The organism is Gimesia alba (genome assembly GCF_007744675.1).
Taxonomy (GTDB): domain Bacteria; phylum Planctomycetota; class Planctomycetia; order Planctomycetales; family Planctomycetaceae; genus Gimesia; species Gimesia alba.
This window is the reverse complement of sequence record NZ_CP036269.1, coordinates 7,514,689-7,531,793: the sequence shown is the minus strand read 5'-3', so window position 1 is coordinate 7,531,793 and position 17,105 is coordinate 7,514,689. Positions and strand designations below refer to the sequence as shown.

Below are 17,105 nucleotides of genomic sequence, written 5' to 3'. Positions count from 1 at the left end.
TCTTGATCCTCTTGGCATATTAAAGTGAAGCCATGTTTTTGGAAATTGACTCAAGTAAGTTTAATGATTATGACGATAACGCAGGCAGGGTTTTGTGGTTTGATTTTACCATAGTGGCGCCATTGGCTGCTTTAATATTTGGTTCTGATTTTTCAATCACAAAACAAAAACTCCAGGACTTCCTCAAAGAGTAAGCAAATTAATGGGTATTTGTGATTCCTGCCATTCTGGGTGTTGTCGATCTTTCGCAGTCCCGATTTCTGGTGCAGACATTCATCGCTTTACTCACCATGAGAACAAGGGGTTCTGGGATTTTGCCTGTCGCTGGGAAGATTCGGAAGGTTTGATTTCACGTAATCTTGCTCCCCATTTCTATTTTGCTGATGATCCTGCTGTTCCTTTTGTGATTTGTTTAAAACACATTCCGAGCGTCTCATTTCCAGGAACGACCAAGTGCCGTTTTCTGACAGAATGTGTCCCCGATGAGGAACATCCTAAAGGCTTAGGTCGTTGTAGTATTTATGGAAGTCGTCCTCATACTTGCCGCAGTTTTCCTGCGAAGTTGAATGATTCCAATGAACTGGCAATTCTATACGATATTCCCAGCAATGGTCGGAATGGAGAAGCCGCCTACGATTTATGTCCTCGGCAGTGGAATGCTTCCGATCTGGAACCAAATGATACGATTCAAAGTCTGGTGATCGCCCAATATGAAATGACATTTTTTAGTAAAATTGCGGCGATCTGGAATCAGAACCCAGGTGAGTGGAATAATTTTCCAGAATTCATCGATATCATCTATTCAAATCGAATCAGTTCAGAACCTCAAAGTAGTTCGAAGCAAGTTCCAGCAGAGGTGGGGCAAACAAAATCAGGTTCTACTGAAGGTTTGGACCCAGCTCGCAAAGCGGCCTGAGTATGCCACTTCTCCCAGGAGAAAAAAGCACGGCTCTTTTGCCAGTTTCAAGAAGTCTCTTTCCCGAGTACCTCAACTCAGTAATTTAAAAATCTCAAATTGCAGAGAAACAAATGCGAAACTCGTATTTTGCTATCTAAAGTAATATCAGGTTTTCTGCTTAAAACCGGTCTGTTCTTCTCTCTGCAATCATTTGTGCTTTTCAACGTTGAGAAATCAGCACAAAATTCTCAACAGCAGACTCTAGCGACCGCTTTCAGATAAGAAACAGCTGAAGATCAAGAAGTTCTTCGGCAACAAAAAATCAAAAATCGGTTTGTATCAGCTTGACCTACAGGTGCCGAACCTTAAAACACTGCCCCGTCGCAAACATAATTTTGTTTCTTTCCGGGGCAGACTGTGAATACAACAACAATACCTGACTCACTACTGGCTACTCTCAAAAATCGGCAGAAAAAAATTGGCACTTTCTGCAGCATTGCCGGAAAGCCCTCTGATCTTTCCTTAACGTGCCAGGCACAGCCAATGGTTGACGAACGATTAATGTCGGCACGTGCAATCATCAACACTCCGCGTGAGGATCGTGAAGGCGATATTATCGTTCCTCAAGGCGTCCAACTTGAGAATTTCCGCAAGAACCCGGTCGTACTCTGGGAGCATGGGCTAGGAGAAATCACACGTCCGATTGCCAAATGCCAACATCCCGACGGTGGCTTGGCATTAGAAGTCGAAGAAGAACATATTTCAGCAACTTCTTACTTCACGGAGAAATGCCTGGAGTCTGTGCAGATTTTTCATCTCATTGCTGAAGGCTTGGTTAGAGCAACATCAGTTCGAGCAGTTCCGCTCAAATCGTTTACTCGTAAAACGTCGAATGATGGAATTGGAATAGTTCTGGAAGAATGGGAATTAATTGAGTGGTCGTGGGGAGCATTAGGAGTGAATCCCGATGCAATTGCACGAACCATCGATCGAGGGACGATTGAAGGACGCAAAATCACGGAGCCACTTTTGAAATCATTGAAAGCAGTTCTGCCTCCCAAAAATCATACGCTGAACGACGAGTCCAGCTATCCAGACCGCTCTGGAATCGCTGTATGAAATTGGCAAAGGTAATGTTAAGGTCCACTCTCCTGGTACTAGAACAGGCAGGTTCATTATTGAGTTTCTTGGTGATCTCGCAGGCGTGCGAATGCCTGAAATACGATGGCAGAGAATCATCAACGTTGATCAAAGTCCACCAACAAATCTGACAGGTGGTGTTCCTCCCGTGCCGCCGATCCAGGATTACGTTTTGCCTGATTATGATTTTAAGATCAAACCCGGTGTGCATAGGGTTCTCATCACACCTGCATCAAAACCTTTGTCTCACTTTCAGAGGTTTTACGGAGTCGGTGGCTACTACGGGGGATCATCCGGCTGGAGATGGGGATATGGCTTTTACGGGGCCGGTGATTATAGTTATTACGGTGGCTGGGGGGGGGGGCCGCTGGGATATTTCGGCGGCAATTACTGGAGTGGATATGGATACAACTACAATAATTTCTACGCCGGTTATTACGGACCGCATGGGTTTCACGCAGAGCTTTACGCTGGGCCTTATCATTACGATGAAAACGGAAATAATGTAGGCCAACTCAATGGTACTTATAACGTTCATGGTTTCAACAGTAATGGCTACAACAAGGATGGTTATGATCCTGGCGGGTTCGATGTCAACGGACTGAATTCTGATGGTGAAACGTGGGGTTATTACGGCGTGTGGGGACATCTCCATACAGGACTGATTTCACATCTAAATGGCCCGGATCACAAGAATGATCATGGCATCGTGAATTATTACGCCAACAATGTCTATCAGCACACAGCAGCCGGTTCGTTCGGTATTGCCAACTGGGTTGATGGTGACGGGTATGTTGTAGCGGAGTTGGAGCAGCGAGAGTTTTGGTTGCACATTGATGATGGTAGTACCAGAGAAACGACTTACTAAGATTTACCAAAAGGCAATCAAATGCTACAGAGATCAGGCGGCTTGTCTCACTGCTTGCGACAGTTCAGACAGTTTTCCGATACCGAAGTGACGAAGCACCAATTCGAAAAACGAATCAGGTCCTGTGAATCCTGTCCCCATCGAAGCGATACGCGATGTTTACAGCATTCGCGGGTTTGTGCGGATTTTGCCAAAGTGAAATCCCATTGGTGCGAACATTGGGGGGAAGCCTCTCCCACCGTTCAGCAATTGCGGGAATGGCAAAGCGAATTCAAGGACAAGAAGATCCGTCTCGGTGTCTGCATGCCTAACATGGCGATGGGCGGCGTGACCCGACTACTCCTGACGATGATGGATACTCAGGTAGATCACGGGCTCGAATGGTCTGGGTTTGCAATTGGCAATTCTGAAGTGTTCGACATTGAGACAGCGAAACGCATCCTGAGGTATTGCCCGATCTACTGCACGAGGAATGACCCAAAGTTTCAAGGGCTGGTGACAGTTGTGAAAAATGCCTGTCAGAAAGTCGTCGACGAATCGGACTTGGTGAACCTGTGGGGTTACACAAAAAGCAACGACGAGATCGATTCGACCAACTGGAATTCCAAGCCCTCTCTAGTGATTTCGCATGGTCAATGTGAATGGACCCGTAAGAATCTCTCTGTGAGCCTCTCTAAGGGCTCGATGCACGTTTTGGTTGCAGTATCGGAGGCAGCGGGCGAGTGCATCCAGGAAGCAACGAGGAAGCCGTACGCGGTGATTTATAACTCCGTTGATTTCTCCCGCTGTGCCCCGTCACGCGATCGCGATGAAGTGCGGCGGGAATGGGGTATCAGTCCGGAAGTGAAAGCCGTTGGTTACATTGGACGGTTTGCGATGGACAAAAACCCGCTGGCGACGGCGAAGGCGGTTGCAGGACTGGGTGAAGGATATCACGCCGTGTATGTCGGTGAAGGCTGGCAGAGTGATCAGGTTATTGCCGAAACCAAAGAGCTTTGCGGAGATCGCTTGACCATTGTTCCGCGCACTGAGGATATAGGGACGGTGCTGGCTGCCTTGGATTGCGTGGTGACGGCCGCCTCTCATGAGGGCGGACCATTAGTAGCTGCTGAGTCTTGGCTCGCCGGCTGCCCTGTGGTGTCAACTCCGGCGGGGATGATTTCCGAACTGGAACGAAATTATGGCCCACTGGTTTACGGCGTGCCGTTCGATCCTTCGGCCACTGAATTGACCTGTGCGGTTTTAGACGCGATCGCCGGTGATAATCGGATCGAACGAGCGAGGAACGCCGCCTGGAAATTATTCTCACCGGGGCGGCTGATTGCGAGGTACGAAGCTGTGATTCGTGGGAGAGATTAAACATGCTGGTTAATCACGACATTCAATTCGCATTCATCCACGCTGGGAAATGCGCGGGCATCGCACTGAGTCAATGGCTGCTTAATCACTACGAATTCGAGTATTACGGCGATCCCGACGCAAAGGTCCCCGGAACGAATATTGTCGAGCGGCACCGATTCACGATCCCCGAAGAATTCCGTGATTACGAAGTCATTACGAGCGTCCGCGAACCGTTCAAACGCTGGGAATCGTTCTACCTATATCAGAATCTCGTCATGGGTTTTGATATTCCGTTCGATCAATTCACGCGCGAGCGGCTCGACTGGGTGTCGAAGCAAAATGACTACGCCAGCAAGGCCAATTTCATCCTCCACGTTGAGAGTCTCGCGGAAGACGTGTTGAAGCTGCCGTTTGTGAAGCAGCCAGTGCCAGAGATCCCGCGTCTGAATGTCTCCCGCGACCAGGCACGATACGACGAGATCAAATCTCGCATCGTGTGGACGATTGAATTGAGATCGCTGGTGGCAGAGCACTTTAAAGAGGACTTCGATCTATGAAGCAGGTTTTCGAAGAGATCCATGATCAGAATCTATGGGGCAGTCCTGAAAGCGTGTCCGGAACCGGCTCTACCTTAGAGCAAACCAGAGTGATTCGGGACAGGCTACCTGATCTGATTGAAAGGTTTAGAATCGAGAGTATGCTCGACCTGCCCTGTGGGGACTTCAACTGGATGCACCACGTTAGACTGAACTTGGATTACATCGGTGCGGACATCATAGAAGCAATCATCAGCCGTAATTCTGCAGTGTATGATCACGAATTCTGCGTCCTTGACATCACGTCTTCATCGCTTCGGACAGTGGATCTTGTCTTCTGTCGCGACTGCCTGGTGCATCTCTCGGATGCGGATGTGCTCAAGGCGATCGCAAGGATCAAGGCCAGCGGATCAAAGTACCTGCTCACGACAACATTCCCCGATCGAGTCAACAGAGATATTCAAACGGGGTTCTGGCGACCAATCAATCTGCAGGCAGAGCCGTTCTGCTTCCCCGATTCGGTGGAGATCATCAATGAGGGCTGTACCGAATTCGGCGGTGAGTTCAAAGACAAGTCGCTCGCACTCTTTGAATTGACTAAAGTTCAAAGTGCCGATCGATAGCCAACTGAGCAAGCGTAGTCGCAACAAATTCCCCCTGCTCTCCATATGGCTGTTTCACGCAGTATAGAATCCGCATTACTTCAGTCGGGGTTTCAAGGATTTCGGCGATTTCAACCAGGCGGGGATAGTATCGATCTTTGTGAAATCCGGTCATTTCGTATTACTCGAAGATGTCAAGCATCAACTGTCGCATCTCGCAGTCCACACTACACGACGGGTATTTTCGTGTGCTCGGTGGCGAGTTCGTATAACGTCATGCCTGCCTGCATTTTTTAATGACGCGATCCAAAAGCACGTAGCTTACAGTGCCCTGCTTTTTCAGCTTGAGGGTTTCCTTCACGTTCTCAACATTTTTTAAAAATTTCCCGTTTCTCTCGCGTGCTATTTATGTCGATAGTTATAAATCTTATGTAGGTGAGTTAAATTTCACAATCCAAACAAATGAGTTGACACTGGAAGTGTAGAAGTGAAGAAAACGGCAAAAAACGAATCGACCCCAATGTGATCGAGGCAATCAAGTCAGGCAGATGGATTGAGAATCACTGTGGATTTGTGATGCCTCAGTTAGAACGGAAGCTTTAACAGAAAGTGGAAATGGTGCTTGGAAGCCTTGGCAGCACATGAAATTGTTACACGGGTGCGACACTGTTTGAAGTCGAAGAGGCGATGTCCATGTATTCTGCAACATGGCACAAAATGGCTTGAATTTATTCTTTCGTACGATGATACTCAGCAGGAAAAAATTCGGTAGTAGGAAGAATGACAGTTCCTTTTGTCAGTCACTGCATCCCAAATTCGTTGATGAGCTATGAGAAGTAGTGTTCAATCCAGGCTTTGTCTGTTACAGAGACAGGACAAGTTGGCTTCGAGCGGAACCATCCAAGCAGCTTGAGAGGTCTTCCTGTAGCATTATTTTCAGAGGGTATTAACAATCACTCCCGGCCGAAGAGTGGACCGCTAAAATCTCAGTTCGCAATACCGACTGAAAAGTTATTTTGAATAAAAGACATCAGTACGCAGAACATACTTGGTTTCAGTTCCAGTAACCGGAGTTCCGGAATGCCATAATTTGTGTGCAAACAATAAACAGCGACCTGTCTGAGGTTGGATTTTGATCTCGTTTTTTCGAAAGACGGTCTCACTACCCTGATTAACAGTGTTTAAATAGATGAGCATAGTAAAACGTGATTCGAGACCCTGATGACGTTTTCTGCCATCTCGGTGCATATTGAATTTTTGTGCTCCACTATAACGATAGAAACGGATTAAAGGACTCAAGCCTACAGCTTCATTCTGATCGATCACTGGTAATGGAGCCTTATTTAATTTTTCCCATAAACTATCGGCTATCTGTTGTGATTCGATCTCGGCTCGCTCGTTAGTTCGGAGTTGGTCGATCTGTTTTCTGACACCGTAAAAATCAACATCGGCTCGATTAAAGCCAAGGTACTCGCTGTAATTGATGTAATTCGTACATTCTTCAACAGACAAAAAATGTTCGATGAGCAAGATCTCATTTTCGATCTCAACAATCATTTGAAGTCATCGCCTCTAAATAGGTTAATTCGTGGCAATCGAAGATACCGAGAGTGAAGAATATAGATGCCCTTGCTTTTCCCTATATCTGATAGACACGAAACCATGATGCACGGTTCATTTCTGGTGGGAGTCAGAAGCAGAGAGGAGATTGTTTGTTAGAGTATCACAAGCAGAGAAATTCGGCTTGCCTTCATATTTGTGGCAGAAAACTGGTATCATGCATCGCTTCAATAACATGATACTCTTTTTGCGATGCGTTTATTTTTCTAAGGGAAACCTTGCGTATCTTCCACGCGATGAAGATACATTGGCGATTATAGAGATTATGAAGCGCACGCCGTCATCAAATGGGGGGCTTAACAGCCTAAATCAGTTTCCAGCCTTTACGGTACTCGCGACGGATATACTGATCAGACTCTGGGGCGTTGGTTGCTTTCATGGCCCGGGTATCCCAGTGCAGTTTTTTACCCGTGCGATAGGCTACGTTACCGAGGTGATTGGCTTCGGTGAGCAGGCCCGCGTATTCGAAGTTGCAAGTGGTTGGTGTGCCGGTTTTGCAGGCGTGGATCCACTCAGCGTGATGTCCCAGCGATTTTGGAATGAATGGTTCGGGACGCTTGAAGTCAGCGAATTCTTTTTCTGGCAGTAAAATGTGTTTTCGATAATCGGATAGCAACATGCCTTTTTCTCCAATGAATAAAACACCATTTGCCCACTGTGGGATTTTTCCTTCTTCCCATAGCTTGGGTTTATTCGTACCCTGATACCAGCCGACAGTCACGGGGGGCATATCGCCGCGTTGTCCGTATTCATAGATGGCCTGCATGGAAGCCGGTGCGATTTCTTTTTGAATCGGCGGGCCTTGGGCTTCGATGGTGAGCGGGTAGTCCAGTTTTAAAGCCCAGAACGGTAAGTCGATCCAGTGGCTGCCCAGGTCAGACATGGTGCCATTTCCAAAATCCCACCAGCGGTACCATTTGGGGCCGGGGAAATAGATTTTGTTGAAAGGACGCTCAGGTGCGGGCCCCAGCCAGAGATCCCAGTCCAGTCCTTTAGGAATTGGGTCTGAGTGACTCGGGCGTTTATCCGAGTAGACAAGATCGTTGGCCTTGCGGGCTTCTTCTTCGGAGGGATGCCAGCCCCAGGCACGGGAGACCCAGACGTGGGCTTCCTGCACGGGACCAATGGCACCGGACTGAATCAATTCGACAACGCGACGATAATTATCGCCGGCATGAATTTGAGTCCCCATCTGTGTGGCGACATTGGCGTTACGGGCTGCTTCGCGGATGACGCGGGCTTCCCAGACACTATGCGTTAGCGGTTTTTCACAGTAAACATGTTTTTTTAATTGCAGTGCCGGCAGGGTCGCGAACGCGTGCGTGTGCTCGCACGTACTGACTACGACCGCGTCGAATTGGTCAGCGTGATCGTAGACCTCACGGAAATCTTTAAACTGTTTTGCTTTGGGGTGGCTCTGAGCAGCGCGGAACATGTTCTGTTCGTTGACATCACAGAGTACGGTAATATTTTCTGAAGAGACAGACCGTAGATTGCTGCCGCCCCGTCCACCGGAACCAATGATGGCGATATTGAGTTTTTCATTCAGATTGGTGCCACGCACGATGGCAGGTGCACCAAAACCGATGGCGGCCGCGGCGGATGCTGAGGTTGCCAGAAACCGTCTACGGTTCATTGAGGAATGAGTTTTGTCCGCTTTGCCAGGTTGGTCTTGCACAGTGAGCCCCTCTACATCTGGAATATCAAGTTGCCATCTAGTCATGAATGTGATTACTTAACTATCTTTAACTATGGCAAGAATGGCGGGGCATGGCAAGACAAAACACAGGGCTCTCAGAAAATCCGGTCTGATCATAGCTGAACTTAGGAATCCAATTCTTCAGAACACCGCGGGCATACATCTGTCTCAGAGACACCGTCATTAATATAGTGGCGTTGACAATTGCTGCAGATCGCGATTTGTCCCGGGAATTCTTCCAGCATGTTCAAATAGTCAATGATCTGTCTTTCGATCTCAGGCACGCCGATCAGTGACTGGCTGAGCGTGATAACCTCGTTGATTAATGCTTCAGTTTCCGTCGGGTAGCTACTCGCCTGCTGATCGGGCTGTTTGCTGCCTCGTGAGAGTTGGCCGGTTCGTACGTCTGCTTCGACCGACCAGAGGTGTCCGGCCCTCCATTGGCCCTGGCTGTCCTGAAGGATAAAGACTTCGACCCGATTTGTCTCAGGCCCGGTTACAGGAATACGAACAATGCTCGAGTATCCTGTAGTAGAAGTAACCTGTGGTGACGCCTGCGTCTCTTCTGGTTTTGGAACGATTGCTATATTCTCAGCGACTCCGGATTCTTTTTCTACTGCCGGTAGGGATTCTGATACGGAATCAAATGATTCGCATAACTCGAGTATCAACAATGCCTGTTGTTTTCGATATGAGTTTCTCAGCCGTTTTGTTTGCTTTAGTTGACGGCGAAGTTGTTTCAGAGAATGCTCTGCCTGACTTAATTGAGGTGCAATCTGAATTAACGCTTGTTGAATGACAGAGACTGGTTTCTGGTTCTCATTTTCAGCAGCAACTTCTGTTTGTTCTTCTGGGAAGTCGAGTGACTCACCGTGATGCCAGCGGCAGTAAGCGGCGCGCCAGAGGTGCCAGGCACTCGTGTCAAACAGATATGGATTTTCTGTAATTGCAGCTTCTGATTCATATGCGTTGATGGCCTGTTCGATAATCGTTTCTTGACCTTTCTCCGCTAATGCGCCCCTCATTTCCAGCAACTCATTTTCCATAAACTCGGGCAGTGATGTGAATGCTTCCCGATATCCTTCATCGGCATCGACGCCCGTGTTGATCCAGTTTTGGAGTTCCTCGCGCTGGATGGGAGTGAGTTGTGCGACGCGGTCCTGGCTGAAATCAATGCCCCATTCGGCGAGTTGACCACTAATTGTGCGACAGGCATTGGAAACAAAATCTGGTTGTGTTGACTGGTTTTGCATAGACGTAAAATCCCCGTAATTTGAAGAATAATGGTGAAAATCGTGACTCGCGCGATCGAACAATCAGAGACAGTGAACGGCGTAGGTTGCAGTTCCCTGCTGGCATTGCTTGAGCGAGAGTTGTGCGCCCTCTGTCAAAATGGAGACGGGGAGATAGTCTCCCAGAATCTCAATGGAAACTTCATCGGGCAGCAGGTATTCCTGTTTCGAGACGGAAGTTGATCCGTAAGGGACAGAGATGGCCTCTACGGTAGATGAAATATCCAGTTCAGCAAGAGCCTGCTGTTCTGCGTGTTTCAAGTCTTCCCAAGCTTGTTCTGCCAGTGAGAAAGATTGATGGCTGTTAATGGAAACATTATGAAGAGATTCCAGTTTTTGGATCGTCTCCCGCCAGCCTGCGACGGCAGCTTCATACGATTGAGCCATCGAATAACAAACTTCTGCTTCTTCCAGATCACCTTTGAAACGTTCGAGTTTTGATTTTTCCTGGTTCAGTTTGCGAGCCAGGCTTGAAATCTGCTGCTCTTGATCGTGCAACAGTTCGTTACATTGTTTGACATCGGTTCCCGCTTCAGCAGCTGTCAGACCTTCATATTCATCTTCGATGGTCAACAAGTCTGCATAGCTGCGTTTCAATACGTCGGGAAATTCTGATTCCCATTCGTCTGAAGACGTTAAGTATTTAGAATCAGTTCCCGGTGTATTTGTAAATGGTAAGCAACCGGAGTCCTCATTCTGTTCTGGTACTTGATCCATGTCTGGTGTTCCCGTTTTTGCTGTGGTTTTATTCAGATTTTCTATGATGAAATTTTGTGATACAAGCAGTCTGTTTCATGTACGGCCATTCTTACAGATCTTTGCGAAGTTCTCCCATTGTGTCGGGGGCGATCAGTTCCAGTGTGACGCTACGATCTTCCACGCCGACGCAGCCTACATAAATTTCGCCTAAGCAACCGGCTTCTCCTGGGGTGAGTGTCAGAAACTGAGTGATCGGTTCCGCAATCAAAGTGATACCTCGCGAGAGATAGTGATCGCGTTTAATCCAGCCTTTGCGTTCTAATGCACGCAAGTGACACATGACGCCATTAGAAGAACGAATTCCGAATTGATCTCCTATTTCCCGTACTGTAGGGGAAAGACGTTGTTGCGTGATTTCCTGTTTAATGAACGAATAGATGGCGTGTTGTTTTTCGGTCAGTTTCTGACGCGTGGGTGCATCTGTTGATTTCATGTTTGATCCCTTGTTTAAGTGGTGAATGATGTGCGTTACGAGAGGAATTATAGCGGCAAAAAAGCGATCTCTTTTCTTCAGAAGGTGCCTCAAAACAGTGAAGAGACGAATGCCGCCAGTTGTCGCGAATTGCCGATTTTTGGCGCCGTCTTCTGCCACTTGCCGCCGGAAAAAGATGAGATTTTTTTATTTTTTTCGCGATCGAAATCCAAATGGAAAGACGACGTGAGAAATTTTGTATGAAGCGGCGTGAAAATTTTTTGATGTGAGTCGAACTGTGCGCGTCCAGAATGATGTGGTTCTGCAATTCAGACCAGGAAATTGGGAAAACTTCATTTTCCTGTTTGTGAACATTCTTTACTTTGTTTACAATATAAAGTCCTCAAGCACTGATTCCCTGATTCAGGGTCGCTAAACGTTCTTTTTTTCCTGCCAATAAAGGTACTTGCCGTGAATCAACCACTGCCTCGCATTTCCGTTTTGAGCTGCTCGATAGTCTTGTTCCTGTTGAGTTATGCCGGCTCCGAATTGACCCGAGCCGAAGATCTGCCCCGTGTTCCCGATGGTTTCAGCGTCGAACGCGTGACGAACAGTGAGCTGACGAAATACCCGATGATGGCAGGCTTTGATAATCGCGGTCGGCTGTTCATTGCGGAAAGTTCCGGAGAAAATACGCGGGCTCCTCAATTGATCAAAGAGCCGAAGAGCATGATTCGCATGTTGGAAGATCGGGATGGTGATGGACGGTTTGATAAGAGCACGGTTTTTGCTGATAAGCTGACGCTACCGATGGGAGCCTTGTGGCACGACGGTTCTTTGTACGTTGCGAGTCCTCCGAATATCTGGCGGCTCACCGATGTGGATGATGATGGCGTGGCGGATGAACGTAAAATCATTGTCGATTCTTTTGGGTTCTCCGGTAATGCAGCCAGTATTCATGGTTGTTTTCGGGGACCGGAAGGCCGCCTGTATTGGTGCGACGGCCGGCATGGCCATGAGTTTAAAGACAAATCCGGTAAGGTCACCAGCAAAGGTCTCGCGGCGCGGATTTTCTCCTGTAAGCCGGATGGCTCTGACATTGAAGTGCATTGCGGCGGCGGCATGGATAATCCGGTCGAGATCGATTTCACACCCGAAGGGGAAATGATTGGCTCAGTGAATATTTTGATGACGCGGCCTCGCGTGGATTGTCTGGTGCACTGGCAGGAAGGGGGCGTGTATCCTCACTTTGAAGACTGCGTCGAAGAATTCAAACGCACGGGAGATCTGCTGGGACCGATTACCCGATTCGGCCACGTTGCCGTATCGGGCATGTTACGATATCGTTCCACCCAGTTCGGACCAGAATATCAGGGGAATATTTTTACATCCATCTTTAATACACATAAGGTGATTCGCTCGCAGCTGGTGCGAAATGGTGCGACTTATGAAACCAAAGAAGAAGATTTTCTGGTTTCCGATGATCCTGATTTCCATCCGACGGATGTGATTGAAGACGCGGATGGCAGTCTGCTGGTCATCAATACGGGGGGCTGGTTTCGCATCGGTTGCCCGCAGTCGCAGATTTCCAAGCCGGACATTCATGGTGCCATCTATCGGATTAGAAAAACGGGTACACCAGAATTAAACGATCCGTACGGGTTAGCATTGGACTGGAGTTCGCTCTCTCCCCATCGAAAAATTCAACTTTTAAATGACACGCGACCGTTCGTTCAACAACGGGCGATTGAGGTATTAGCCGAAGCAGGGGATCTTGCGGTTCCCCGGCTTGCGAAAGTGGTCTCTTCACCCGCTGGTTCATTTTATAACGATACGAGCAAGCGGAACGCAGTCTGGACACTGACACGAATTGGTACCCCCAAAGCCCGGGCTGCGATTCAAAGAGGATTTGATTCTTCTGAGACCGTGCAGATGACGTCAGCCAAAAGTTTAGGGGCATTGAGAGACAGGAACTCCATCACAGGATTAGTGCGGCTGGCAAAAGAAGGAAAACCTGCAGTACAGCGGAATGCTGCGACGGCGCTAGGTCGTATTTGTGAAGCGGGACGTCGTGATGGGGTATCGGATGCTGATTTGGAGACCGTGGTGGAATCGTTGTTTCATGCCATGAAAACGGGATCACCGGATCGAACATTGGAGCATGCTTTGATCTACGCATTGATTCGCATTGATCATCGTGATCTGGTATTGGCTGGTCTGAGTGATTCGAGTCCCGCAGTTCGTCGGGCAGCTTTAATTGCTCTCGATCAAATGAATTCCGGAAATCTGACGCGGGAACTGGTGACCCCGTTACTGGATACTGATGATCCCGCGCTCCAGAAAGAAGCACTTACAATTATCGGCGAACATGAAGGCTGGGCCAGTGAAACGTTGAATCTCCTTAAAACCTGGCTGAGTGAGGAAGCGTTGAGTGAGGAACGGGCGGCTGTGCTGCGAGGTTTTTTAATCGCCCAGTCAGCAGATCCCGAAGTACAGTCGTTGATTGCCCAGTCGTTGACCAGTTCGAAAACATCAAACTCAGCTAAGGGGATTTTGCTGGAAGTAATTCAGCGTTCCGCCTTGAAAGAATTTCCGGTGAGCTGGCGAACGGCATTAGAACAGACGCTGAAGTCCGCGAGTCCGGATCTGCAGATTTTAGTGGTCCGGATTGCTCAGACACATGATTTGCCTGCGTTGAGCGAATTGTTGAAGTCGCTGGCGTTGGATTCGAAACAGCCCGCGAATTTGCGGATTGAATCGCTTTCGGCCGTTGGTCCTCAAATGCAAGCCGTTGATCAAAGCACGTTTGATTTTCTGGTGTCACGGATGAATGAAGAGTATCCACCTCTGGATCGTCTGGCAGCAGCACGGGCTCTGTCGGGATTACCACAATCGGCAGATCAGTTGATTCAACTTTCTCAACAATTGGATGCACCGGGCCCTCTGGCATTGCCTGTTTTGCTGAGAGCTTATGCAAAGAGTACGAATGAAGAAGTTGGACTGGCACTAATCAAAGGGTTGAACGGTTCATCGGCGGCTACGAATCTATCGGCTGATGAACTGGCAAGCCTGCTACAAAAGTATCCGGAGTCGGTTCAAAAAGCAGCCACACCATTGCTGAAAAAACTGGGTGTAGATCTGGCTCAGCAGAAAGCTCATCTGGAATCACTAAAGCCTTTATTGACGGAAGGGCGAATTGAGGAAGGCCGAAAGATCTTTTTTGGTAAGAAAGCCGCCTGTGCGGGATGTCATACAATCGAAGATTTGGGAGGCAAAGTCGGTCCTGATTTGACGCGTATTGGGGCAATTCGTACGGGAACGGACTTACTGGAAGCGATCGCACTACCTAGTGCGAGTTTTGCTCGCGGGTATCGTTCCTATCTGGTGGTGACCGACGAGGGTAAGATTTATACGGGAGTGATCAGTCGTGAATCAACGGATACGGTTTATCTCAGAACAGCCGACCTGTCAGAAGTACGAATAGCCCGTGATGAGATTGATATGATGAAAGAATCACCGATTTCCATCATGCCGAAAGGGCTCGAAAAGCGTCTCACCTCTCAAGAAATCCGGGATTTGCTTGCGTACCTCCAGAACCGTAAGTAAAGTGGAATTCAGAGACTCATTCTGAAATTTACTTACCGTTAAAGGTTGCGCTATGCTTAATGGTTCCGTCGTACTACGTCTACTGTTCTGTTTAACTCTGATTTCAAATCTGTTTTTTGCTGCTGAGACGCAGGCTGCTGAGAAGCAAAAGCGGCCCAATATCCTGTTTGCGATTGCCGATGACTGGGGCTGGCCACATGCGGGCGCGTACGGAGATCCGGTTGTCAAGACACCCACCTTTGATCGCCTGGCACGGGAAGGGGTGCTGTTTCAGCATGCATATGTGTCGTCGCCTTCCTGTACGCCTTCACGGGGCGCGATCCTGACGGGGAAATATCATTGGCAACTCGAAGCGGGCGCTAACCTGCATTGTATTTTCCCGGACAAATTTGAAACGTATCCGGAAATCCTGAAAGCGCACGGCTATGACGTCGGACATACCGGCAAAGCGTGGGGACCAGGACGTACGGAAACTCCAGGTCGTCCGCTGGCAGGCAAACGCTTTAAAAATTTCCAGGAGTTTCTGAAGCAGCAAGACGGCGAAACACCGTTTTGTTTCTGGCTGGGTAGCAGCGATCCCCATCGACCTTATCAGGCTGGCTCAGGTGTGAAAAGTGGTATGGATCTTTCCAAGATCAAACTGCCTGCCTGTTTTCCAGATGCACGGGAAGTACGCAGTGATGTGGCCGACTATTACTGGGAAGTCCAGCGGTTTGACAAACTGGTCGGAGACGCACTGGCCTTACTTGAAGAAAAAGGCGAATTGGATAATACGATCATTTTCATGACCGGCGACCATGGAATGCCGTTTCCGCGCGGCAAGAGCTGCCTGTATGATACAGGCACCCGCGTCCCTCTGGCAGCACGCTGGCCTGCGAAAATTCCAGCTGGCCGAAGTGTCACCGATTTTGTCAGCCTGATAGATTTAGCACCCACGTTTTATGAAGCCGCCGGAGTCACGATTCCCGCTGACGTCACGGGCCGCAGTCTGCTGCCGATTCTGGAAGAGACCAAGTCAGGGCGCGTTTCGGCGAATCGGGGTGAGATCTATTTCGGTAAGGAACGCCATGTACCGTCACAGGAAGCGCCTGACATGGGCGGTTATCCCTGTCGGGCGATTCGCACCGATGATTTTCTGTTTATCCGTAACTACCGTCCGGATCGCTGGCCGGCGGGGACACCCCTGTATCAGAAAGCCGCGATTCCCGGAACATGGTACGGCGACTGTGATAACGGGCCGACCAAGACGTACATGATTGAAAATAAAGACAAGGACGAAACGCATCGTCGGCTCTACGAACTGGCGTTTGGCAAATTGCCTGCAGAAGAACTGTACGATCTGAAAAACGATCCGGATCAATTAAACAACGTGGCCCAGGATCCCATGTATCAGCAGATCAAGACCGCATTGGCCAAGAAATTACACGAGCAGCTCGTCGCCACACAGGACCCACGCGAGTTAGGGCAGGGGGATGAACTGGAAAAGCATCCCTATCTGGGGGGCGGCCCGAAGCACCCGAGCCTCGAGGTCAAACGAAAAAAACGGGGTAAGAAAAAGCAGCAGTTAAAGTGATTTACTCCAGTATTGTGAACTGGTTCCGAAAGTAGCTATGTCATAAATTCTAATGCAACTACTGCAGGGGTACTTTCCAGTGCTTCCAGAGTTATCTGAATTGCTGTGCCACCACTGGAACGGAATGCATTGCAGTTGATTTCCAGGTCATCCAACAGCAGTGCGTCACTGAAATCGAAAGAATGGCGATTAAGCCAGTCTGAGAAAAAACGTTGCGGATTTTCTCTTTTCAAAACGCGCTGCTCGCTGGAACACAGAATGTCATCGAATAGTTGAGCGGCTGTAACGAACGAGGTTGTTTCACACAACTTTTGTTGTGTCGATATCGGTGTCTGCTGTCTTGCTCTTTGTATTGCTTCATGAAAGCAGTCCATATTGTCCGTTGCGAGGACAATCATTATACCCGCTTTCCGCGCTTCTTGTAAAAACTGATTCAACGGGCCGTTAATTTGCATCAGTTGGCAGTCTTCGACTAATTTACGAATCAGGTAATCAGGGGGAAATTCAAGGCTCGGTGTGACTTTTAGAGTCGCTACGATCTGATTTGCTGTCAGGTTCCCCCGCATCCAGTCGCGCACCATGTCCTTTTTTTGTGTGAATAGGGTTTCTGCTGCGTTTGTTAATTGCTGATGGAGAGGATGCCACGGGTTTTGGAGAATCGAGACCCAGAACGGGTCGCCTGTGAGGACACCGTGCCAGTCGACGAAGATCACCTTGATTCCTGCAGGCAAACTTTGCTGAGGCACGACAAGTCTCCCG

14 protein-coding genes are annotated in these 17,105 nt (G+C 48.6%); 8 read left to right on the top strand and 6 right to left on the bottom strand.

What is annotated here, in order from left to right; genetic code table 11:
- Window positions 1-202: 202 nt before the first annotated feature.
- From Pan241w_RS28170 to Pan241w_RS28145, 6 genes are all read left to right on the top strand, one after another.
- Entirely contained in the window at window positions 203-916 is a 714-nt protein-coding gene (locus tag Pan241w_RS28170; protein ID WP_145222710.1) for a YkgJ family cysteine cluster protein, read from the top strand.
- A gap of 399 nt (window positions 917-1,315) precedes the next feature.
- Window positions 1,316-2,017, top strand: coding sequence for a hypothetical protein (locus Pan241w_RS28165; RefSeq protein ID WP_145222708.1), 702 nt, complete (start codon window positions 1,316-1,318; stop codon window positions 2,015-2,017).
- A 91-nt stretch (window positions 2,018-2,108) separates the two neighbouring features.
- Complete coding sequence (locus tag Pan241w_RS28160; protein ID WP_145222706.1) at window positions 2,109-2,906, top strand: hypothetical protein; 798 nt, start codon at window positions 2,109-2,111, stop codon at window positions 2,904-2,906.
- Window positions 2,907-3,101: 195 nt separating this feature from the next.
- Entirely contained in the window at window positions 3,102-4,265 is a 1,164-nt protein-coding gene (locus Pan241w_RS28155) for a glycosyltransferase family 4 protein (protein WP_198000204.1), read from the top strand.
- Between the two features lie 2 nt (window positions 4,266-4,267).
- Window positions 4,268-4,804, top strand: a complete 537-nt coding sequence (locus Pan241w_RS28150) for a hypothetical protein (RefSeq protein ID WP_145222702.1) — start codon at window positions 4,268-4,270, stop codon at window positions 4,802-4,804.
- The gene (locus Pan241w_RS28145; RefSeq protein WP_145222700.1) at window positions 4,801-5,406 is read left to right on the top strand and encodes a class I SAM-dependent methyltransferase; all 606 of its coding nucleotides are present in this window, start codon (window positions 4,801-4,803) and stop codon (window positions 5,404-5,406) included. Before Pan241w_RS28150 ends, Pan241w_RS28145 begins: the two co-directional genes overlap by 4 nt.
- A gap of 990 nt (window positions 5,407-6,396) precedes the next feature.
- On the opposite strand, the gene Pan241w_RS28140 is transcribed toward Pan241w_RS28145, so the two are convergent.
- The 5 genes from Pan241w_RS28140 to Pan241w_RS28120 all read right to left on the bottom strand — a co-directional run bounded on the left by Pan241w_RS28140 (window position 6,397) and on the right by Pan241w_RS28120 (window position 11,188).
- Window positions 6,397-6,942: a 2OG-Fe(II) oxygenase gene (locus Pan241w_RS28140; RefSeq protein WP_145222698.1), complete on the bottom strand. Its 546-nt coding sequence runs from the start codon at window positions 6,940-6,942 to the stop codon at window positions 6,397-6,399.
- A gap of 367 nt (window positions 6,943-7,309) precedes the next feature.
- Entirely contained in the window at window positions 7,310-8,641 is a 1,332-nt protein-coding gene (locus Pan241w_RS28135; RefSeq protein ID WP_390621030.1) for a Gfo/Idh/MocA family protein, read from the bottom strand.
- Between the two features lie 188 nt (window positions 8,642-8,829).
- Window positions 8,830-9,957 (bottom strand): hypothetical protein, encoded by a 1,128-nt coding sequence (locus Pan241w_RS28130; RefSeq protein WP_145222694.1) that lies wholly within the window; start codon window positions 9,955-9,957, stop codon window positions 8,830-8,832.
- Window positions 9,958-10,020: 63 nt separating this feature from the next.
- Entirely contained in the window at window positions 10,021-10,713 is a 693-nt protein-coding gene (locus Pan241w_RS28125) for a hypothetical protein (protein WP_145222691.1), read from the bottom strand.
- Between the two features lie 91 nt (window positions 10,714-10,804).
- The gene (locus Pan241w_RS28120) at window positions 10,805-11,188 is read right to left on the bottom strand and encodes a LexA family protein (RefSeq protein ID WP_145222689.1); all 384 of its coding nucleotides are present in this window, start codon (window positions 11,186-11,188) and stop codon (window positions 10,805-10,807) included.
- Between the two features lie 450 nt (window positions 11,189-11,638).
- Between Pan241w_RS28120 and Pan241w_RS28115 the strand changes: the two genes are divergently transcribed.
- Together Pan241w_RS28115 and Pan241w_RS28110 are read left to right on the top strand one after the other, a co-directional pair.
- The gene (locus Pan241w_RS28115; protein WP_145222687.1) at window positions 11,639-14,773 is read left to right on the top strand and encodes a DUF7133 domain-containing protein; all 3,135 of its coding nucleotides are present in this window, start codon (window positions 11,639-11,641) and stop codon (window positions 14,771-14,773) included.
- A 52-nt stretch (window positions 14,774-14,825) separates the two neighbouring features.
- Entirely contained in the window at window positions 14,826-16,346 is a 1,521-nt protein-coding gene (locus Pan241w_RS28110; protein WP_145222686.1) for a sulfatase family protein, read from the top strand.
- Between the two features lie 35 nt (window positions 16,347-16,381).
- On the opposite strand, the gene Pan241w_RS28105 is transcribed toward Pan241w_RS28110, so the two are convergent.
- Window positions 16,382-17,092, bottom strand: a complete 711-nt coding sequence (locus Pan241w_RS28105) for an HAD family hydrolase (protein WP_145222684.1) — start codon at window positions 17,090-17,092, stop codon at window positions 16,382-16,384.
- Between the last annotated feature and the right edge of the window lie 13 nt (window positions 17,093-17,105).